Origin of the sequence: Janthinobacterium sp. NFX145, from assembly GCF_049810325.1 — a bacterium.
Classification (GTDB): Bacteria; Pseudomonadota; Gammaproteobacteria; order Burkholderiales; family Burkholderiaceae_D; genus Janthinobacterium; species Janthinobacterium rivuli.
In genome coordinates this window covers 1,130,562-1,151,132 of sequence record NZ_CP187360.1, presented here as the reverse complement: position 1 = coordinate 1,151,132, position 20,571 = coordinate 1,130,562, and the positions used below count along the sequence as shown (strand labels likewise).

The following is a 20,571-nucleotide window of genomic DNA, read 5'->3' as shown; positions in this document are numbered from 1 at the left end:
GGCCATGCCACCCCTGCTGTCCACGCAACTGGAAAGCCATTACCGCGCACACCACGGTTGGCTGGCGCACTGGCTGCAACGGCGCCTGGGCAATGCCGCCGAGGCGGCCGACCTGATGCAGGACACCTACACGCGCCTGCTGGCCGGCGCGCCCATGCAGCCGCAAACGCCGGCCCTGCGCGCACCCAAGGCTTACCTGGCGACCGTCGCCAAGCACCTGCTGATCAACCACCTGCGCCGCCAGTCGCTGGAACGCGCGTGGGCCGATGCGCTGGCCGCCCTACCCGAACAGCATGTGCCATCGACCGAGCGGCGCGTGGAAATCCTGCAGGCGCTGCAAGCCGTCGATGCCATGCTCGATGGCCTGAAACCGAAGGTGCGCGCCGTCTTCATTCTGGCGCAGATCGAAGGCCATGCCTATGCGGACATCGCCGCGCAGCTGGGCATCGGCGAACGCTCCGTGAAGCGCTACATGGCCGAGGCGCTGACCGAATGCGTGCTGCTGGCGCAGGACTTGCCGGCATGAGCGCGGCCGCTTCGCCATCTCCGCCGCTGTCGCGCAAGGTGGCGCGCCAGGCCGTCGAATGGTATTTATTGGAGCAGTCGGGTCAGGCCACGCCGGACGACCTGGCCGCCAGCGCCCAGTGGCGCGCACGCGACCCGGAACATGCGCGCGCCTGGAACCGGGTGCGGCAGGTGAGCCAGACGGCGAATTTGCTGCCGCCGGAGCTGGCCGTGCCCGTGCTGCGCAGGCCGCAACGCCGCGTGGCCGTGCAAGTGCTGCTGGCGCTGATGGCGGCGCCCGCCGCCTGGCTGCTGGTGCGTCACGAGATGCTGGCCGATTACCGCAGCGGCATGGGCGAACGGCGCGAGGTGTCCTTGCCCGATGGCGGCACCCTGGTGCTCAATACGGACAGCGCCGTCGACGTGGCGTATGGCGCCGGTGAACGCCTGCTGACCCTGCGCCGCGGCGAAGTGCTGGTGCAGACGCGCTCCGACCATGCGGGCAGCCGCCCTTTCATCGTCGCCACCTGCCATGGCCGCATCCGCGCGCTGGGCACGCGCTTCACCGTGCGCGTCGACGACGACGCCAGCCGCGTGACGGTGCTTGAACACGCGGTGGAAATCACGCCGCGCGCGCCCTCGGCCACCGTGCGCACGCTCGTGGCGGGACAGCACAGCCGCTTCGACGCCAGCCACGCCGGCCTGCCCACGCCGGCCCCGCTGCAAGCCGATGCATGGGCGCACGGCATGCTGGCGGCGCAGGACATGCGCCTCGACGCCTTCGCTTTTGAGCTGTCACGCTACCGTCCCGGCCTACTGCGCGTGGAACCGCAAGTGGCGGGCTTGCGCCTGACGGGCGCCTTCCAGCTCGACGACACGGACGCCGTGCTGGACAGTCTGGCGCACATGCTGCCCGTCGACGTGCTGTACCGCACCCCGTACTGGGTCACTCTCGTGGCCCGCAAAAAATAATCGTGAAATTTGGCCCCTTTTTTCGGCATGGCCTGTCCTGTAAGTACGACAACGACACTCACCGGAAAGGCCACACCATGCACCCACCCCGTTTGACTCCCCTCGCGCGCGCCATCGGCAGCGCCGTGATCCTGCTGTCGCTGGCGCAGGCGCCGGCCATGGCCGCCGATGCCACCGCGCCAGCCGCCGCGCAAACGGCGTTCCACGTGCCGGCGGGCGAGCTGTCCGCCGCCATCGCCAGCTTTGCCATCGAAGCAAAAGTGAGCGTGGGCGCCGCGGCCGAACTGCTGCAAGGCGTGCGCACGCCTGGCCTGAGCGGCAGCTACACGGTGCCGCAGGCGCTGGCCCGCCTGCTGGCCGGCACGGGCCTGGAAGCGCTGCCCAGCGGGGAACGCAGCTACGTGCTGCGCAAGGCGGGTGCGGCATTGCCCGCCGCGCCGATCGCCGCCACCCTGGGCGAAGTGGCCGTCAGCTCCAGCGCCCTGCGCGACGGCACCACGGAAGGCAAGCGCGGGTATGCGGGCCTGACCAGCGCCACGCGCCTGAACCTGTCGCTGCGCGAAACGCCGCAAGCGGTCAGCGTCATCACGCGCCAGCAAATCGAAGACCAGGGCTTGCGCACCTTGCAGGACGTGCTGGTGCAGTCGCCCGGCATCACGGTCGACCATTCCTCGAGCACGCGCGAATACGACCAGGTGTTTTCCCGCGGCTTCGAAGTGACGTCGTATATGTTCGACGGCATCCCGACCAGCAAGAGCCTGGAAGCGCGCACCTACGACATGGCCATCTACGACAGGGTCGAAATCATCCGCGGCGCCACTGGCCTGATCAGCGGCACGGGCAGTCCGTCGGCCGCCGTCAACCTGGTGCGCAAACGTCCTGACCGCAGCTTTGCCGCCACGGCCGGCGCGCAGCTCGGTTCGTGGGACCGCTACCGTATCGAAGGCGATGTCTCGACGCCCTTGACGGCGGACGGCAAGGTGCGCGCGCGCATCGTCGCCGCGCATGAAGACCAGCGCTCGTTCATCGACCGCTACCAGCAGAAAAAGGATGTGCTGTACGCCATCGTCGAAGCGGACCTGACGCCATCGACGGTGCTCGGCGCCGGCATCAACTACCAGAAGGAAAAGCTGAAAGGCGCGGGGCGTGAATTCCCCATGTTCTACGCCGACGGCTCGCAGACGCATTTCCCCCGCTCGATGAACGGCACGGCGGCGTGGAGCACGTATGACCGCGAACAGAGCATGCTGTTCGCCACGCTCGACCATTATTTCGACAACGACTGGATCGCCAGGGTGGCCGTGAGCCGCAGCAGCAACCAGTACGACGCCTTGCAGGGTTTTTCCGGCGACGGCTACCCGGACCGCGTGACGGGCGGTGGCATGAAGCTGTGGCTGGCCAACTGGCACAGCAAGCCGCAACAGACCTCGCTCGACGCCTATGTCAGCGGCCCGTTCCAGGCCTTCGGCCGCCAGCACGAACTGGTGCTGGGCGTGAGCGCTTCGGAACTCAAGACGAATAGCCCCCTCTATCCGAACTGGCGCCTCGATGGCTATGACCATACGGTGCCGGATATTCACGCCTGGAACGGCGCCATGCCGGTGCCCGACTACAGCGGCACGCGCCGGGGCAGCTCATACGACAAGGAACAGGAAAGCGGCCTGTATTCGACCTTGCGCCTGCGCCCGACGGACGCGCTGTCGGTGATTTTGGGCGCGCGCCTGTCGTACTGGAAGCGCGACATCCGCAGCGATTTTTTCAACGGCACGGACCTGCATGACGCCATGCGCGAAAACGGCAAGATCACGCCGTATGCGGGCCTCGTCTACGACCTGGGCCGGCACTGGTCGGCGTATGCCAGCTACACCAGTATCTTCACGCCGCAAAGCCAGCGCGACGTCAACAGCCGCTTCCTGGCGCCGCTGGAGGGCAAGAACTACGAAGTGGGCGCCAAGGGCGAATTTTTCGGCGGCAAGCTCACCACCAGCGCCGCCCTCTTCCAGCTGAAGCAGGAAAACCTGGCCGAAGCCGATCCGGGCAATGTCTGGATCATCGGCACGGGCGGCGGTTCCTACGCCTACCACACGGTGAAAGGCGCCACCACGCGTGGCTTCGAGGCGGAAGTGTCGGGCCAGCTGCGCCCCGACTGGCAACTGACGGCCAGCTATGCCCATAGCCGCATCCGCAATGCCGCCGGCGCACGCATCCAGACCAACCAGCCGCAAAGCATGGCCAAGCTGTGGACCACCTGGCGCCTGGCGCAAGGCGTGCCGGGCCTGGTGCTGGGCGGCGGCGTGAACTGGCAGAGCGATATCTACACGGACGACCGCGGGCCGAACGGCGAACGCTTCACGCAGAAGGCGTATGCGGTGGCGGGACTAATGGCGCAGTACCAGGTCAGCAAGCAACTGCTGGCGACCCTGAACGTCAACAATGTCTTCGACAAAAAGTACTATTCGACGGGCATGGGCGGCTACTACGGCGATCCGCGCAACGCCATGCTGTCGCTGCGCTATCAGTTCTGAATGGCTTCACTCGTTTTGAGCAGCACCTCGATGCCCTCGGGCGCCATGGCGCGGCCCAGATAGTAGCCAAACGCCTCGTCGCAGCCCATCTCGGCCAGCAGTTCCAGCTGCTCGCCGCTTTCCACGCCGCCGGCGATGGTGCGCAGCCCCATGGTGCGCGCCATCGCCACGATGGCGCGCACCATGGCGCCGTCGCCACCGGGCTTGCCCACGTCGTCGACAAAACACTTTTCGATCTTCACGGCATCCGTGGGAAAGCGTTTCAGGTAGTTGAGCGAAGCGTCGCCCGTGCCGAAATCGCTGATGGAAATCGCCATGCCCAGCTGGCGGAACTGGCGCAGTATCAGTTCGCAGTTCTGGTTGCGGTCGATCAGAATGCCGGCGGCGATTTCCAGTTCGATGCAATGCCCCGGCACGCCGGCCGCCTCCAGCGCGGCGGCGAAATTGCGCGCGATATCGCGCTGGTAGAACTGGCGCGCCGACAGGCTGACGGACACCGTCAGCCTCTGCCCCTGCGTGATCCAGCTGCGTGCCTGTTCCACCGCCGTGGCCATCACCCACGCTCCCACCGGCAGGATCAGGGCGCTTTCTTCCAGCACCGGCAAAAAGTCGAGCGGCATCATCAGGCCCAGCTCCGGGTGCTTCCAGCGCAGCAGCGCTTTCACGCCCGTGATCGTGCGCGTCTTCAAGTCCATGCGCGGCTGGTAATACAACGCGAACTCGTTGCGTTCGAGCGCGTGGCGCAGGGCCGTCTCGAGGATGGTGCGCGAATACGACTGCGTCTGCATGCGCGGCGCGTAGCGCAGGCAGGTACCGGGCGCGTGGCGCTTGGCCGCATACATGGCCAGGTCGGCCTTTTCGATCAGCGCATTGACGTCGTCGTCGTCGTCCGGATACAGGGCCACGCCCACGCTGGCCGCCACCGACAGGCTGTATTCGCCGATGACGAAGGGCGCGGCGATGGCGCCGACGATTTTCTCGGCCACCCGCTCGGCATCGTGCGCCGTGCGCAGTTCCGTCAGCAGGATGATGAATTCGTCGCCGCCCTGGCGCGCCACCGTGTCGACCTTGCGCACGCACTGCTGCACCCGGCGCGCGAACTCCGTCAGCACCTGGTCGCCCACATCGTGCCCCAGGCTGTCGTTGATGGATTTGAAGCGGTCGATGTCGACGAACAGCACGGCCAGCAAGCCCTGGTGGCGGCGCGCGTAGGCGATGCCGTGCTCGAAGCGGATCTGGAAATGCAGCCGGTTCGGCAAGCCCGTCAAGCCATCGTGGTGGGCGATGAATTCCAGCTGCTGCTCGGCGCGCCGGCGCGCCGACACATCGTGCAGCAGCAGCACCGCGCCGCCTTGCGCCAGCGGCGCGCAGCTGTATTGCACGTCGATGCGCTTGCCGTCTAGGTGGCGCAGCAGCACGGCGCCGCGCGCCACTTCCAGCACTTCCTGCCGCGCCACGCAATCGCGCACCTGGCGCGCCGCATCGACGGGCGTGCCGTCATGGAACAGGGGCAGCAGCTGCGTCACGGGCTGGCCCAGGCCATCGTCGCCCAGCCGGCCGCCCATGGCGCTGGCGCGGGGATTCAGGTAGCGCACCACGCCAGCGTGGTCGGTGCCGACGACGGCCGCCGGCAATGCGTGCAGCAGCGCCAGCGCCTCTGCCATGCGTTGCGCCTGCGCCGCCTGCAGCACCACGCCGGTCGCATGGCGCAGGCGCCACGTGCGCGCCGCCTGCCACTGGCAGGCCAGCAGCACGCTCAGCACCACGGCGAGGGTCAGGCACAGCGCCAGCAGCAGCGCCGTCATGCGTCACCCGTCAGGCAAGAGATGGAAGACATGCTTTTCCTTTGCAACGCGCGCCATGCGGCCGGGCGCAGAACCATGCGGAAAGGAAATAGTATAAGAATTTTGGCGCGATATTTGCCTGATCGGGCGCCGCTTGACTGGTGTCAATCACGGCGAGGCGTCATCACTGTTGCAATCCTCCCACAGGCAATCTCACCAATTATTGCAACAATTGCTGCGCCGCACTAAAATGAGAATGATTCTCATTATTGAGATTCAACTCCATTCATCTGAGTTCCTGCGCCCAGGCCAGGACAGCAGCGGCATGGCCAGGCAAGCCAGGCGCAACACTCTCCCCAGCGACGCATATTGTGAAACAGGCATCCGCCTGCTTCATCCACCACATCATCGCGACACCGGGAGCAGTCAATGACAAACCACAGCGCACAGCGAAAGGCCGCCGCATTGGCGCCGACCCTCATGGCCGCGGCCATTCTCGGCACCTTGGGTGCACCGGCCCATGGCCAGGCGCAGCAGCAGGAACAGAATCTGCCCGAGGTGCGCGTCAACGCGCAGGCCGCCTCCGCCACCACCGAAGGCAGCGGTTCCTACACCAACGGCAGCATGACCGCGGCCACACGCCTGAACCTGTCCATGCGCGAGACGCCGCAATCGGTCAGCGTCGTCACGCGCCAGCAAATGGACGACATGAATATCCGCTCGGTCGAGGACATCGCCAACATCACGCCGGGTCTGAGCCTGAACAAGGGCGCCACCGAGCGCGCCAGCTTTTATTCGCGCGGTTTCTCGATCAGCAATTTCACGGAAGACGGCCTGACCATGTCGGCCGACGGCGACACCCTGGGTTTCGCCACCCTGGCCATGTACGACCGGGTCGAAATCCTGCGCGGCGCGGCCGGCATGATGAATGGTGTGGGCAACCCGTCGGGCACGATGAATTTCGTGCGCAAGCGCCCTACGGCGCAGAACGAGGTGTCGCTCACGGGCAGCGTCGGCCGCTACCACGACTACCGCGGCGAAGTCGATGCGCGCGGCGCGCTGAACCAGGCGGGCAGCCTGCGCGGACGCGCCGTGGCCGCCTACCAGGATACCGACACGTTCATCTCGAACTACCGCCACAAGCGCGCCCTGCTCTACGCCACCGCCGACGCCGACCTGTCGCGCGACACGACCCTGAGCGTGGGCTTTCACGTCAACGACGAGCGTAATCCCGGCTCCACGTGGTACGGCTTGCCGACGGCGCTCGATGGCAGTTTCCTGCCGCTCGACCGCTCGGCCAACAACGCGCCCGACTGGACCTTCTGGAACAAGAAAAACACGCGCCTGTTCGCCGAACTCGAACACCGGTTGGGCAACGGCTGGAAGGTCAAACTGGCGGCGCAGGCGCTGCAGGACGAACTCGACTCCGTCGTCACGGGCATCGCCCGCGTGCCGAAGACGAATCTGTTCCGCCTCAGCGCGGCCAACGCCTTTGTCTACGACCGCCAGCAACGCATTGTCGATGCGCAGGCAGCAGGTCCTTTCAGCCTGCTGGGCCGCCGCCATGAAATCGTCTTCGGCGCCAGCTACCGCACGCGCGATACCGAAGACAAGGGCTACAAGTCGGTGCCCGACTACAGCTATACCTTCAGCCCCGTGAACTGGGATACGGGCGCGCCCGTGAAACCGGCGATCGGCACCTTCTACTATGGCCAGGACAGCAAGACGAAGCAGACGGGCGTCTACACGACGGCCCGCTTCAGCTTGGCCGATCCGCTGGCCCTGCTGGTGGGCGGCCGCGTCGACTGGTACGACTACCGCGCCATCAATACGTTTACGGGTGCACGCTCTGGCTACAAGGTGAGCCGGGAAGTCACGCCATATGCAGGCCTGGTGTACGACATCGACGCCCAGCACTCGCTGTACGGCAGCTGGACCAGCATCTTCAATCCGCAAAGCGCCGTCGACAGGCATGGCGTGCTGCTCGATCCCGTCACGGGCATCAACATGGAAGCGGGCGTGAAGGGCGAATACTTCGGCGGCGCGCTGAATGCCTCGGCGGCCGTGTTCCGCATCGTGCAAAAGAACCTGGCGACAGCGCTGCCGCTGACGCAGTGCGGCCCCGGCCTGCTGTCATGTTCCGAGGCGGCCGGTGAAGTACGCAGCGATGGGTTCGAGCTGAGCGTGTCCGGCGCGTTGACGCCGCGCTGGCAGATGAGCGCGGGCTTTACCTACAACACGGCCGAGTACGCCAAGGCACAGGGCAGCAATGCCGCAGGCGCGCGTTATGCAGCCGAGCGCCCCAGCCGCCTGTTGCGCCTGTCCACCAGCTATCGCCTGTCCGATGCGTGGCGCGTCGGCGGCGCGCTGCGGGCGCAGAACCAGATCTACAAGACCAACAGCGCCATCCGCCAGGGCGGCTACGCGGTGGCCGACCTGAACGCGGGCTGGCAAGTGAACGGCCAGCTCGACGTGCGCCTGAGCGTGACCAACGTCTTCGACCGCAGCTACTACCAGGCCATCAGCAGCATCGACAGCGGCAATGCATTCGGCGATCCGCGCAGCGCCGTGCTGACGGCGAAGTACACGTTCTAAGCCAGCGCCAGCCGGCCCGGTTTCAGTTCCGCATGCGGCGCCAGTGCCGGCGCCGCATGCAGCTTGAAGATGCTGACGGCGTCGGCCAGGCTGGCCGCCTGCTGCTGCAGCGCGTCCGCGGCGGCGGCGGCCTGCTCCACGAGGGCCGCGTTCTGCTGCGTCACGCCATCCATCTGGCTGATGGCGATGCTGATCTGCTCGATGCCGTCGCGCTGCTCCACGCTGGCCACGGCGATCTCGCCGATGATGGCGTTGACGCGCTGCACGCTGCTTACCACGTCGTCCATCGTGCGCCCCGCCTGGCCAGCCAGCACACTGCCCTCTTCCACCGTGCGCACGGATGCGCCGATCAACTGCTTGATTTCCATGGCCGCCGCGCTTGACCTGTGCGCCAGGTTGCGCACTTCCGTCGCCACGACGGCAAAGCCGCGTCCCTGCTCGCCCGCGCGCGCCGCTTCCACGGCCGCATTCAGGGCCAGGATATTCGTCTGGAAGGCGATGCCGTCGATGACGGCGATGATGTCGACGATGCGCTTCGACGAGGCGTTGATATGGCTCATGGTCTGCACCACCTGCGCCACGGCCTCGCCACCGCGCTGCGCCACGTCGGCCGCGCCGCCAGCCAGCTGGCGCGCCTGATCCGCGTTGTCGTTATTCTGCCGCACGGTGGACGTCAGCTCGATCATCGAGGCAGCCGTTTCTTCCAGCGAGCTGGCTTGCTCTTCCGTACGCGACGACAGGTCCATATTGCCGCTGGCGATTTCAGCGGACGCCGTGGCGATGGCGTCCGTGCCGGCGCGCACCCGTCCCACGATGGCGGCCAGGTTGCCGCTCATCGCTTTCAAGGCGCGCAGCAGGTCGCCGATTTCATCGCGGCTGCCGTCGGCCACCACGGCGCGCAAGTCGCCGGCCGCCACTTGCTGGGCGATGCCGACGGCAGCACCCAGCGGCACCGTGATGCTGCGGATCAGCCACCACACGGTGACGGTACCGACGACCAGGGTCAGCAGCACGGTGGCCAGCATGGCGATGCTGGCACTGCGGTGCGCGACCGCATCGCGCTCCTTCATCTGCGCCATAAGGGCGTGCGACTGCTTGCCGATGGCGGCGACGATGGCGTCGATCTGGCGCGTCGGTTCGCGGTCCATGCCCTTGACCAGCGCATCGACAGTGTGGGCGCTGTCGGCGCGCGCGCCATCAAACTTTTGCAGCGCCGCCAGGTAGCTCACGCCCAGCGCGTCATGCGCCTGCAGCGCCTGCTCCACGGGCGCCGTGTCGAGCCCCAGCGCGGCCATCATCGTCTGCAGGCTTTTCAATTCCTTGCGCGTCTGCGCACCGCTGGCGACAAACGCTTCGCGGTAGCGCTGGAAAGCGGCCGCATCGCCGCCGCGCAGCAGGATGTTTTTCCATTCCTGCACCTGGATCTTGAATTCCACTTGCGCGCTGCGCGCCGCGTCGACCGCTTCCGTCAGGGCGACGGAACGCTGCATGGCGTCCGCGCTGCGCACACTGGCCGCGTCGAGCGCGCTCCAGCCACGCGCGCCAACGAACACCAGCGCAAGAAAGAAAAAGGCGCCCAACAGACCCAGGCGGACGGAGATTTTCAGATTCGCAAGTTGCATGTGTTTCTCCCGGCGGCAAGAACAGGATGGCAACAAAGGCGCCACCAAAACTATCCAATTCTCACCAAATGGGGAAATCATGGGGCGCGCCCCGCGAAAAACCAAGCAGCGCTTTCGCTAGAGAAACACTTTCAACATAGAAACAACAAATTACAATGGAAAGTTGACTATCCGGCCACGCCTTCGCCTGGCGCGCCGGCGAACTCCGCGCGCAGCAGCGGGTACAGCCGCCGGTAGCGCGCCAGGCGCTCGTCCAGCATGGCGGACGCTTGCGGCGCGATTGTCTCCTGCGCAGCTGGGCGCGTGCACACCTGCGCGGGCGGCAAGCCCGTCACCGCCATCTGCGCCAGGCGCGCCGCGCCCATGGTGCCGCCAGCCGCGCCGTGGTCGTGACGCAGCACGTTCAAGCCCGAGGCATTCGCGCACAGCTGCGCCCAGAAACGGCTGCGCGAACCGCCGCCCACGAACGACGCTTCTTCCAGGTGCGTGCCGGCGCTGCGCAGGGCCGCATTGCCGTCGGCCATGGCAAAGGCCACGCCTTCCATCACGCTGTAGGCCAGTTCGGCGCGCCCGTGTTCCGTCGACAAACCGAAAAACACCCCGCGCGCGGAGGCGTCGTTGTGCGGCGTGCGTTCGCCGCTCAAATACGGCAGGAAGATGGGCGCCGTGCGCGCCTCGACGCTTTCCGCCAGGTTGACCAATTCGCCGATGTCGCTCGACTGGGTCAGCCGCGCCACCCAGCTGAGGCTGGACGCGGCGCTGAGGATCACGCTCATCTGGTGCCAGCGCTCGGGCAGGCAGTGGCAAAACGCGTGCACGCCCTGGCCCGGATTGGGCGCAAAGCCATCGCTGCCGGCGAACAGCACGCCCGAGGTGCCCAGCGACAGCAGACCGGCGCCCGGCTCCACCACGCCCAGGCCGACAGCCGCCGCCGCGTTGTCGCCCGCGCCGCCGGCCAGCAGCACCGGGTGCGCGATGCCCCACTCCTGGCACAGCGACGGGCGCACCTGCGCAGCGGCGGCGCTGCCTTCGACCAGGCGCGGCATGTGCTCGCGCGACAGGCCAGTGGCCGCCAGCATGCGCTCGGACCAGTCGCGTTTGGCCACGTCCAGCCACAGGGTGCCGGAAGCGTCGGACATGTCGGACACATACTCGCCCGTCAGGCGCAGCGCCACGTAATCCTTGGGCAGCAAGACCTTGGCCGTGGCGCGGAACAGCGACGGTTCGTACTTTTGCAGCCACAGCAGCTTGGGCGCCGTGAAGCCGGGCATGGCCTGGTTGCCCGTGATGGCGCGCGACTCGGGCACCAAGGCCTCGAGTTCCACGCATTCGGCAAAGGCGCGCGTATCGTTCCACAGGATGGCGGCGCGCAGCACGTGCTGCTGCTTGTCGAGCAGGGTGGCGCCATGCATCTGGCCCGACAGCGCGATGCCGCGCAAGCCGGAAAACGCCACCGGCTGGGCGGCGCGGATGGCCGCGATGACGTCCAGGGTGGCGTGCCACCAGTCTTCGGGATTCTGTTCCGACCAGCCGGGATGGGGACTAGACACGCGCAAGGCCACGCCGGCGCTGGCAAGGATGGCCTGGGCGTCATCGGTGAGGATGGCCTTGATTTCGGAGGTGCCGATATCGATACCGAGATATGTCATTTGATTCCAGAAGAAAGTTAAGAATGGCCGTCGCCGGACGGCTCGGGCATGTTCATCAGCAGGCAGGAGCGGAACTTCGACGGCGACATCTGCTTGTGCGCCAAAAACTGGCGGTTGAAATTGGAAAGGTTGTTGAAGCCCGTGCGATAGCAGATATCGGTGACCTTCATATCCGTGTTCATCAGCAGTTCGCAAGCGAGCGCGATGCGCTCCTGGTTGACGTATTGAATGAACGACGTGCCCGTATGCTTGCGGAAGAAACGCGTGAATTTCAAGGTGTTCATTTCCGCCACGTCGGCCACGTCCTGCTCACAAAAATCGAGCGTGATGTTCTGCTTGATATACGCCAGCACCAGGTTGATGGTCGACGACATGTAGCGGCCCGCCTGCGCCAGGTAAGTGACGCTGGCCAGGGGCCGCCGCTCGCGGCACTCGCACAGCTCGCCGAACAGGCGCGTAAACAGTTCGACCCGGCGCAAGCCCTGCGCCGTCGTCAATTCCTTCATCAGCGGCACCAGGCGCAGGCCCAGCGCATCGGGAAATTGCAAACCCCTGCCTGCCTCGCCCAGCAGGGCTTTCAGGGGCGCCATTTCCGGGAACAGCAGCGCGCAGCGTTCGATGAAGTCGCCGGAAAACTGCAGCACCAGGTCGCGCTCGGGCAGGATCACGCCTTCCGGCAGTTCGCTGACCCAGTTGTGCGGCAGGTTCGGCCCCGTCAGGATCAGATTGCCCGCCCCGTAACTGCCGATATGGTCGCCGATAAAAAATTTGCCATTCGATGTGATGATGAAGTGAAGTTCGTACTCGGGATGGAAATGCCATTTCGCCACGGTGTGCGGAAAGCCGTGCGCCCACGCGCGAAACGATTCGTGGATCGGTTTGTGGATCAGTTCCAGGTCAGGCGTCACGGCAGTTCCCTTGCGCGGTCTCGTTGCCAGCTATTCTAACCACTTAGCTGAGCACTGAGCGCCAAAGCCAGCCCGCTGTCGGCGTCGAACAGGTGCATGTGCTCTTCATCGAAGGCCAGCGCCAGACTCTGCCCCACCTGCGCCGCGCTGTTGGCCGCGTTCGCCGGCAGCAGCGCGGACAGGCTCAAGGAGCCGCACTGGAAGCTGATCAGCGCTTCGGCGCCCAGCAGCTCGACCAGGTCGATGGCGCACGCCAGGCCATGCGTACCCGCCGGCTCGTCCGGCCGCGCCGCGCGCAAGTGGTTCGGGCGCAGGCCGAAGACCACGCGGCTGCCTGCCGTCAGCGCCGCGAAGCGGGACGAGACCAGTGGCCAGCGGTAGCCGGCGCACACGAGCACCGTCTGGCCGCCGTCTTTTTCGACGACGCCATCGATGAAGTTCATGGCCGGCGTGCCGATGAACCCGGCCGCGAACAGGGTACGCGGATGGTTGTACAGTTCCGCCGGCGTGCCGATCTGCTCGATATGCCCGCCCTTCATCAGCACCACCCGGTCGGCCAGGGTCATCGCTTCGAGCTGGTCGTGCGTGACGTACAGGGTGGTGGTGCGCAGGCGCCGGTGCAAGCGCTTGATGTCGGCGCGCAGCTGCGCGCGCAGCTTGGCGTCGAGGTTCGACAGCGGTTCATCGAACAGGAACACTTGCGGCGTCTTGATCATGGCGCGCGCAATGGCCGTGCGCTGCTGCTGGCCGCCCGACATGGCGCGCGGCTTGCGCTCGAGCAGGCTGTCCAGGCTGAGGATGGCCGCCACCTCGCGCACGCGGCGCTCGATCTCGTCGTTCGGCACCTTCAGGCGGCGCAGGCCAAAGGCGATATTGTCATACACCGTCATGTGCGGATACAGCGCGTAGTTCTGGAACACCATCGCCACGTTGCGCGCGCGGGGCGGCAAATCGTTGACGACGGCGCCGCCGATCAACAGCTCGCCGCCGCTGATGTCTTCCAGGCCCGCGATCATGCGCAGCAGGGTCGACTTGCCGCAGCCCGATGGCCCCAGCAGGACGATGAATTCGCCGTCATCGATTTCCAGGTCGAACGGCTGCAGCACGGCCGTCTTCTCGTCATACGTCTTGTGCAGCTGCCTGCAGGTGATATTTGCCATGATCAGTCTCCTGCCAGTTCAATTTGAATCTTGACGTCGCGCGGGTGGCCCTTGGCCGCTTCCTCGAACGCCTGCACGCCATCGGCAAAACCGAAGGTGCGCGAAATGAAGGGCTTGACGTCGATCTTGCCGGAAGCGAGCAAGGCGATGGCGCGCGGGAAGATGTTCGCGTAGCGGAACACCGATTCGATGCGCACTTCTTTGGCCTGGATGGCGACGATATCCAAAGGTACCTTATCCGGCGGCATGCCGACCAGCACCAGGCAGCCGTTCGGGCACAGCAAGTCGACGATGTTGTCGTAGGCGCGCATGCTGCCGCTGGCCTCGAAAACGATGTCGGCGCCCCAGCCGTCCGTCAGTTCGCGCACCGTGTCCGCCAGGCTGGACTGGCGCACGTCGACCGTGGTCACGGCGCGGTTATCGGCGAACAGGGCCAGCTTTTCCGGCACCAGGTCGGCCAGGATCACGCGCGAGCAGCCGCCCGCCAGCGCCGCCAGTGCATTCATAGCGCCGATGGTGCCGGCACCGATCACCACGGCCACGTCACCCGGCTTGATGGCCGCCTTTTTCGCCGCCTGCAGGCCGATGGCCAGCGGTTCGACGATGGCGCCTTCACCGAAGCTGACGTTGTCGGGCAGCTTGAAGGTAAAGGCGGCCGGATGCACGACGTACGGCGTGAGGCAACCGTGGATGGGCGGCGTGGCCCAAAAGCGCACGGCAGGATCGAGGTTGTACAGGCCGCGCATGGTGGCCGGCGAATCGAACTGCGGCACACCCGGCTCCATGCAGACCCGGTCGCCCACCTTCAGGTGCGTCACCTCATTGCCCACTTCCGCCACCACGCCGGACGCCTCGTGGCCGAGCACCATCGGTGCTTCGACGGCGAAGGGACCGATCTTGCCATGCTTGAAGTAATGCACGTCGCTGCCGCAGATGCCCACGGTATGAATCTTGATTTTCACGTCGCGCGGGCCGACGGCCAGCGGCAGGTCGATGTCGCGCAAGGTGATTTTTTCCGCCTGTTCCAGTACGAGTGCTTGCATGATGAATTCCTTTTATTTGTGTTTGAGCATGGAGTTGAGCAGCCGTCCCAGGATGCCGACGAACAGCAGCGACGGCAGCGCCAGCAGCACGGTGGAAGCGTTCACCACGCCCCACGGCACTTCCTGGCCCATCGACGTGAAGGCCGACGCCACCACGGGTAATGTCATGCTTTTCGAGGAGGTGAGCGCCAGCGCGATCATCAGTTCATTCCAGACCAGCACGAAGCTGAAGACGATGCCGCCCATCAGGGTTTTCGACGCCACCGGCAGGGCCACGTACCAGAACACCTGATAGGGGCCGTAGCCGTCGAGCGCCGCCGCTTCCTCGATCTCTTTCGGAATGCGCGCAAAGGCGGGAATCGACAGCCAGATGATGGTCGACAGGGTCACCAGCAGATACGTCACCACCATCGACAGGCGCGAGTCGTACAGGCCCAGGTCGATCCAGATCGAGATCAAGGGAATGGCGACGGCGACGGGCGGCAAAAAGCGCAGCGACAGCAGGAAGAACTGGATATCCTTCTTGGCCGGGACCGGATAGCGGGCGATCGCATACGCGGCCGGCACGCCCAGCACGGCGCCCAGCAACACGGCCACGCCGACGATGGCCACGCTGTTGCCGAGGCCCGTCAGCACTTCCGGGCTGGCCAGCACCTGCTTGTAGTTGGCCAGGGTCGGGCTGAAGAAAAAGCGCGGCACGGGCGTGACGATATCCATCAGCTCCTTGAAGGAATTGAGTACGGCCCACAGGATGGGGAACAGCGCCACCAGCACAATCAGCGTGGTAATGGCGGTGGTGGTGACGGTGCCAACGCCGCGCGTCAAAGTCAGTTTTCCCATTTGGCGACTCGCTTCCAGAGCAGGGTGAATATTACTGTCGTGGCCAGCATCATCAGTACGGCCATGCTGGACGCGTACGACACCTTGCCCATCAGGCCGATGCCTTGCGCATACGCGTACATATCCAGCGTTTCGGTGGAGATGCCGGGGCCGCCTTTGGTCATCACGTAGATCAGGTCGAACGAGCGCAGCGACTCGACCATCTTGATGAAGACGAGGCTCATGATGGGTACCTTCAGCATCGGCAGCGCGATATACGCATACACCTGCAAGGTGCTGGCGTAATCGAGGCGCGCCGCTTCCAGCGGTTCGCCGGGCAGGGTTTCCAGCAGCTTCAGGATGACGGCGCCGAAGAACAGGCCCCACTGCCAGATATCGACCAGCGCCACCGCATACAGGGCCGTGGCGGGATCGGACAGCAAGGCCGTGCCGCCCAGGCCCACGCATTCGAGCAGCCAGTTGAGGATGCCCATCAGCGGCGAATACATGAACTTCCAGATGAAGGCGGCCGACACGCGCGGCAGCAGCACGGGCACGATCAAGAGCAGCGCGATGATGTCACGCGTGCGTCCCTTGACTTTCTCGAACAGGAACACGGCCAGCAGCACGCCGACGATCAGCGAACCGGCCACGGTGACCACTTCCCAGATGGCCGACACTTGCACGGCATTGACGAAGCGGCGGTCGCCGAACAGGCGGAGAAAATTGGCAAAGCCGACGTACTCGCTGTCGCTGTAGCGCAGCACGCGGTTTTGCAGGGCCAGGTTGATGGCGGCGATACTGGGCACCAGGCCCAGTACCAGCAGGACCAGCAGCGGCAAGGTCAGAAAGACGGCTGGCAGCCAGGTGTGGCGTTTTTTATGGATGGAGTGCGGCATAAAATAGGCTTTCAGGCTCGTTAGCGTAAATCCGGGGTCAGACCCGACGGGTCTGACCCCAGCACTTCCGCCGTTGGGTGAAACGGCGATACGCCTTATTTGCGTTTGCTAGCCCGCTGCATCACCTCGGTCGCATACTCATTCGCCTCATCGAGCGCGCTTTGCACGTCGCCGCGTGTGCCCGTAAAGACTTCTTCGAGCACGACGCCCAGGTTGTCGCCGATATCCGGCCACTCGGGACTAGGCCAGATGGTGACGCGCGAGACGGGCGTGGTGTCCGTCAGGCCCGCCTGGATCTGCGGCTTGACGTGCTTGCGGAAGTAGTCGCTGTTGATGGTGCTCGTGCGGTTGTAGTCGCTGAAGACGTTGTCCTTCAGGCGCGCCTGCTCCTGCTCCTTGCCCGTGGCGAAAGCGATGAACTTGCCAGCCGCCTGGCGCGTGCATTCATCCCTGGCGCCCGTGGCGGAGATGGCCAGGCCATGGCCGTAGGCGGCAGACGCCAGCGGCGCGGGCGGGCGCACGTAGCCGACCTTGTCGACCACCGAGGATTTCTTAGGGTCTTCCATCCAGTCGGCAAACGGCGTCGACTCAATCATGAAGGCCACCTTGCCCGACCTGAACGCTTCGAGCGCGTTGCTCCAGTCGTAGGTGGCGCCGCCCGGCGGCGAATACTTGAACAGGTCGCGGTACAGGGTCGTGGCCTTCACGGCCTGCGGCGAATTGAAGGTGGGTACGCCGTCCTTTTCCCACTTGCCGCCGGCGGCCAGCATGAACGGCGACCAGCGCCACACATTCATGCCCGAGCCACGCTGCCCCCGCGCCGCCCAGCCATACACATTCGGCGGGCTGTTCATTTTCTTGACGGCGGCAACCAGTTCGTCGAGCGTCTTCGGCACGGCGATGCCGGCCTTTTCCAGCAGGTCACGGCGGTAGAACAGGAAGTCGCTGCCGCCGATCAGGGGCGCGAAATACGCCACGCCCTTGTACGAGGCGACGGCGCGGCGGCCCGGCAGGAAGTCCTCGTAGTCGGCTTCCTTGGGCAGGTATTTGAGCAGGGGGACGACCCAGCCGGCCGTGGCGAATTCGGCCACGTTGGCTTCGTCGATGTAATAGATCTGATAGGAGCCGGCCTTGGTGGAGGCATCGAGGCGGGCTTTCGAGCGGCGGTCGTTTTCGCCAAAATAGCTGATTTGTACCTTGGTGCCGCTTTTCTTTTCATACTCGGCGAGGGTCTTTTCCATCACCGTCAAGCCCAGGCTTTTTTGCGCCAGCACCTTGAGCACGGGCACCGAGCAGCTTTGCGCCGAAGCGTCTGCGAACCCGGCGGACATGAGGGCGCCCCATGCAACAGCAGTCATGATTTTCATAACACGTCTCCATTTTTATAGTCCGGTGGTTTTCCACCGGTATGCCAACTATAAAAACAAAGACCGCGCGCCACCACTACAAAAACGGCCAGATTTTAAATACTATTTTTCACTTTTCCGGTACGTATTTGCCGCGTCAATCCAGGCGAAAATCCTTGCGGTAGATATTCGTCTCCCGGCCCTCGGGCGGCAGGCGCGAGAAACGTTCGAAGCGCAGCCCCAGCTTGTTGAGCAGATTGATCGATGCCTGGTTTTGCTGCGAGGTGATGCCGTACAGGGTGCGCAGGCGCAGCACCTGCTGCGCATGCTGCACGATGGCCGCCGTCGCCTCCCAGGCATAGCCCTGGCCCCAGTAGGCGGGACGCACGGCATAGCCAATATCGGGGCCGGGCAGGCTGTCGCGGCGCACCAGGCCGGCCATGCCCACGGGCGCGCCGTCGCTGCGGCGCTCGACGATGTACAGCGAATAACCATGCGCGCGGAACTGCGCCATGGGTCCCGTTTCCAGCGCGGCGCGGGCCGCCTCCAGTGTGTGGATGTTGCGCTGGCCGATGTTGGCGATCCACGACGGGTCGTTCACCAGCTCCATGTAGAAGGCCGCATCGTCCAGGGTGGCGGTGCGCAGGCGCAGACGGGGCGTCTCGATCACGGTCATCGGCTCTGTCGCGGCGCCGCTCATGCCGGCCACTGCATCGGGTCGGTCAGCAGCTGGTACATCACGTAGGCATCGACATAGCCGAGCTGCGCGTGGCGGTAGGCCAGCGGCAGGGTGGCGACGACCGTGAAGCCCAGTTTTTTCCACAGGGTGACGGCGGCCAGGTTGGTGCTGACGACGAAATTGAACTGCATCGCCAGGTAGCCCGCGCGGCGCGCTTCTTCCATGCAGTGCACACCCAGCATGCGGCCCACGCCCACGCCCTGCGCGGCCGGATCGACCATGAACGAGGCATTGGCCACGTGCGATCCATGGCCCGGCTGGTTCGCCACCAGCTTGTACATGCCCAGCAGGCGCTCGCTGCCCATCATGGCGACGAAGCTTTGCACGCCGGGGCCGAACCAGTAGGCGTGGCATGCTTCGCGCGTCGTGTCGGCGGGGAAGGAATAGGTGTCGCCGGCGGCCACCAGGGTGTGGAAGATTTCCCACATGGCGTCGAAGTCGGCTTCGCTGGCCGGGCGGATATCAATTTCTTTCAAGGCGGTGCTCCGATAACAAGTGATGGCTGATTGTATCAGCGGCCCAGGCGGAAGTTCACACTGTCCGGACGCCCCGGCAGGTGCAGGCGCGATTGCGCGCGGGGCGCCTCGCTGACGACTTTCCCGCGACGTAGCACCAGGCGCCGCGCCGCGCGCAGACGCAGCGCTTCCACGGTGCTGCCGCAATCGAGGATCAGCAAGTCCGCATGGCAGCCGGGCGCGATGCCGTAGCCATCGAGGCCCAGGATGCGCGCCGGCGTTTCCGTCACGGCCAGGAAGCAGTCGTGCATCGCTTGCTGGCCCGTCATCTGCGCCACGTGCAGCCCCATGTGCGCCACTTCCAGCATGTCGCCCGAACCGAGGCTGTACCACGGGTCCATCACGCAGTCGTGGCCAAAGGCGACGGGGATGCCGGCGGCCAGCATCTCGGGCACGCGCGTCATGCCGCGCCGCTTCGGATACGTATCGTGGCGCGCCTGCAAGGTGATGTTGATGAGGGGGTTGGCAATGGCCGCCACGCCCGCCTCGCGGATCAGCGGCAGCAGTTTGCTCACATAATAATTGTCCATCGAATGCATGGACGTCAGGTGCGATCCCGTCACCCTGCCCTGCATGCCAAGGCGCTGGCTGTGGAAGGCCAGGGTTTCGATGTGGCGCGACAGCGGGTCGTCCGACTCGTCGCAATGCATGTCGACCATCAGGCCCCGTTCGCAGGCGAATTCGCACAGCAGGCGCACGGATTCCGCGCCGTCGGCCATGGTGCGCTCGAAATGCGGGATGCCGCCCACCACGTCGACGCCCATGGCAATCGCGCGTTTTAAATTATCGAAGGCGCCGGGACTGCGCAGGATGCCGTCCTGCGGGAAGGCCACCAGTTGCAAATCAAGATACGGCGCCACCTGCCGCTTGACGTCGAGCAGCGCTTCGACGGCCAGCAGGCGCGGGTCGCAAATATCGACGTGCGAGCGGATGGCCAGCAAGCCGCGCGCCACGGCCCAGTCGCAATACTGCAGGGCGCGCGCCACCAGCGCGTCCTGCGTCAGTTGCGGTTTCAATTCTCCCCACAGGGCGATGCCTTCGAGCAGGGTGCCGGAAGCGTTCACGCGCGGCAAGCCGTAGCTGAGCGTGGCGTCCATGTGGAAGTGGGCGTCGACGAACGGCGGCGTGACGAGGTCGCCGGCGGCGTCGATCTCTTGCGCGCCCGTCACGGGCAAGGCGGTGCCGACGGCGGCGATGCGGCCGCCCTCGATGGCGATATCGATGGCGCGGCGCCCGTCGGGCAGGCTGGCATTGCGGATGACTAGGTCCATGCGGACACTCCTTCGGTTGACTACGGTATCTGGCGCTTCCAGTGCATTGTCAGCTTATCGCTTCAAGGATGCTGCAGTGCAAGAATATAGTCACTGGCAAAAGCGTAGCCATAGATTCCCTGACAACGCTTTGCGCGCGCGCAAACTTCCGGCAAATGCTGCCGGGCGCCTAAATGCGGCAAGCCTGCGGCGCACGCCCTTGAGAAAATAGCTTTCAACT

The 20,571-nt window shown here is 65.3% G+C and carries 16 protein-coding genes; 4 read left to right on the top strand and 12 right to left on the bottom strand.

Going from position 1 to position 20,571, the window contains the following annotated elements:
- The first annotated feature begins 4 nt into the window (after positions 1–4).
- The 3 genes from ACPJXG_RS05080 (at position 5) to ACPJXG_RS05070 (ending at position 4,001) form a co-directional block, all read left to right on the top strand.
- Positions 5–526, top strand: coding sequence for a sigma-70 family RNA polymerase sigma factor (locus ACPJXG_RS05080; RefSeq protein ID WP_217916700.1), 522 nt, complete (start codon positions 5–7; stop codon positions 524–526).
- Positions 523–1,476: a FecR domain-containing protein gene (locus ACPJXG_RS05075; RefSeq protein ID WP_425253609.1), complete on the top strand. Its 954-nt coding sequence runs from the start codon at positions 523–525 to the stop codon at positions 1,474–1,476. Before ACPJXG_RS05080 ends, ACPJXG_RS05075 begins: the two co-directional genes overlap by 4 nt.
- 77 nt (positions 1,477–1,553) lie before the next feature.
- On the top strand, positions 1,554–4,001 hold the full coding sequence (locus ACPJXG_RS05070) for a TonB-dependent siderophore receptor (protein ID WP_425253608.1): 2,448 nt from the start codon (positions 1,554–1,556) through the stop codon (positions 3,999–4,001).
- On the opposite strand, the gene ACPJXG_RS05065 is transcribed toward ACPJXG_RS05070, so the two are convergent.
- Positions 3,992–5,806, bottom strand: a complete 1,815-nt coding sequence (locus ACPJXG_RS05065; protein WP_425253607.1) for a putative bifunctional diguanylate cyclase/phosphodiesterase — start codon at positions 5,804–5,806, stop codon at positions 3,992–3,994. The genes ACPJXG_RS05070 and ACPJXG_RS05065 overlap by 10 nt on opposite strands.
- Positions 5,807–6,214: 408 nt before the next feature.
- Between ACPJXG_RS05065 and ACPJXG_RS05060 the strand changes: the two genes are divergently transcribed.
- The gene (locus ACPJXG_RS05060; protein WP_425253606.1) at positions 6,215–8,380 is read left to right on the top strand and encodes a TonB-dependent siderophore receptor; all 2,166 of its coding nucleotides are present in this window, start codon (positions 6,215–6,217) and stop codon (positions 8,378–8,380) included.
- Here the strand turns inward: ACPJXG_RS05060 and ACPJXG_RS05055 are convergent.
- The 11 genes from ACPJXG_RS05055 to ACPJXG_RS05005 all read right to left on the bottom strand — a co-directional run bounded on the left by ACPJXG_RS05055 (position 8,377) and on the right by ACPJXG_RS05005 (position 20,351).
- Positions 8,377–10,002 (bottom strand): methyl-accepting chemotaxis protein, encoded by a 1,626-nt coding sequence (locus ACPJXG_RS05055; protein ID WP_425253605.1) that lies wholly within the window; start codon positions 10,000–10,002, stop codon positions 8,377–8,379. The genes ACPJXG_RS05060 and ACPJXG_RS05055 overlap by 4 nt on opposite strands.
- Positions 10,003–10,169: 167 nt before the next feature.
- Positions 10,170–11,651: a xylulokinase gene (xylB, locus tag ACPJXG_RS05050; protein WP_425253604.1), complete on the bottom strand. Its 1,482-nt coding sequence runs from the start codon at positions 11,649–11,651 to the stop codon at positions 10,170–10,172.
- A 17-nt stretch (positions 11,652–11,668) separates the two neighbouring features.
- A complete protein-coding gene (locus tag ACPJXG_RS05045) occupies positions 11,669–12,559 on the bottom strand; it encodes an AraC family transcriptional regulator (RefSeq protein WP_035821643.1) in 891 nt (296 codons plus the stop codon).
- A 35-nt stretch (positions 12,560–12,594) separates the two neighbouring features.
- On the bottom strand, positions 12,595–13,719 hold the full coding sequence (locus ACPJXG_RS05040; RefSeq protein WP_425253603.1) for an ABC transporter ATP-binding protein: 1,125 nt from the start codon (positions 13,717–13,719) through the stop codon (positions 12,595–12,597).
- Between the two features lie 2 nt (positions 13,720–13,721).
- Positions 13,722–14,762 (bottom strand): NAD(P)-dependent alcohol dehydrogenase, encoded by a 1,041-nt coding sequence (locus ACPJXG_RS05035; RefSeq protein ID WP_425253602.1) that lies wholly within the window; start codon positions 14,760–14,762, stop codon positions 13,722–13,724.
- Positions 14,763–14,774: 12 nt separating this feature from the next.
- Entirely contained in the window at positions 14,775–15,602 is an 828-nt protein-coding gene (locus tag ACPJXG_RS05030) for a carbohydrate ABC transporter permease (RefSeq protein ID WP_425253601.1), read from the bottom strand.
- Entirely contained in the window at positions 15,590–16,480 is an 891-nt protein-coding gene (locus tag ACPJXG_RS05025; RefSeq protein ID WP_425253600.1) for a carbohydrate ABC transporter permease, read from the bottom strand. The genes ACPJXG_RS05030 and ACPJXG_RS05025 overlap by 13 nt, the downstream gene beginning before the upstream one ends.
- Before the next feature lie 95 nt (positions 16,481–16,575).
- Entirely contained in the window at positions 16,576–17,847 is a 1,272-nt protein-coding gene (locus ACPJXG_RS05020) for an ABC transporter substrate-binding protein (protein ID WP_176387938.1), read from the bottom strand.
- Between the two features lie 136 nt (positions 17,848–17,983).
- Positions 17,984–18,526, bottom strand: coding sequence for a GNAT family N-acetyltransferase (locus ACPJXG_RS05015; protein ID WP_255206112.1), 543 nt, complete (start codon positions 18,524–18,526; stop codon positions 17,984–17,986).
- The gene (locus ACPJXG_RS05010; protein ID WP_425253599.1) at positions 18,523–19,041 is read right to left on the bottom strand and encodes an N-acetyltransferase family protein; all 519 of its coding nucleotides are present in this window, start codon (positions 19,039–19,041) and stop codon (positions 18,523–18,525) included. The genes ACPJXG_RS05015 and ACPJXG_RS05010 overlap by 4 nt, the downstream gene beginning before the upstream one ends.
- A 35-nt stretch (positions 19,042–19,076) precedes the next feature.
- The gene (locus ACPJXG_RS05005) at positions 19,077–20,351 is read right to left on the bottom strand and encodes an amidohydrolase family protein (RefSeq protein WP_425253598.1); all 1,275 of its coding nucleotides are present in this window, start codon (positions 20,349–20,351) and stop codon (positions 19,077–19,079) included.
- Positions 20,352–20,571 lie beyond the last annotated feature (220 nt).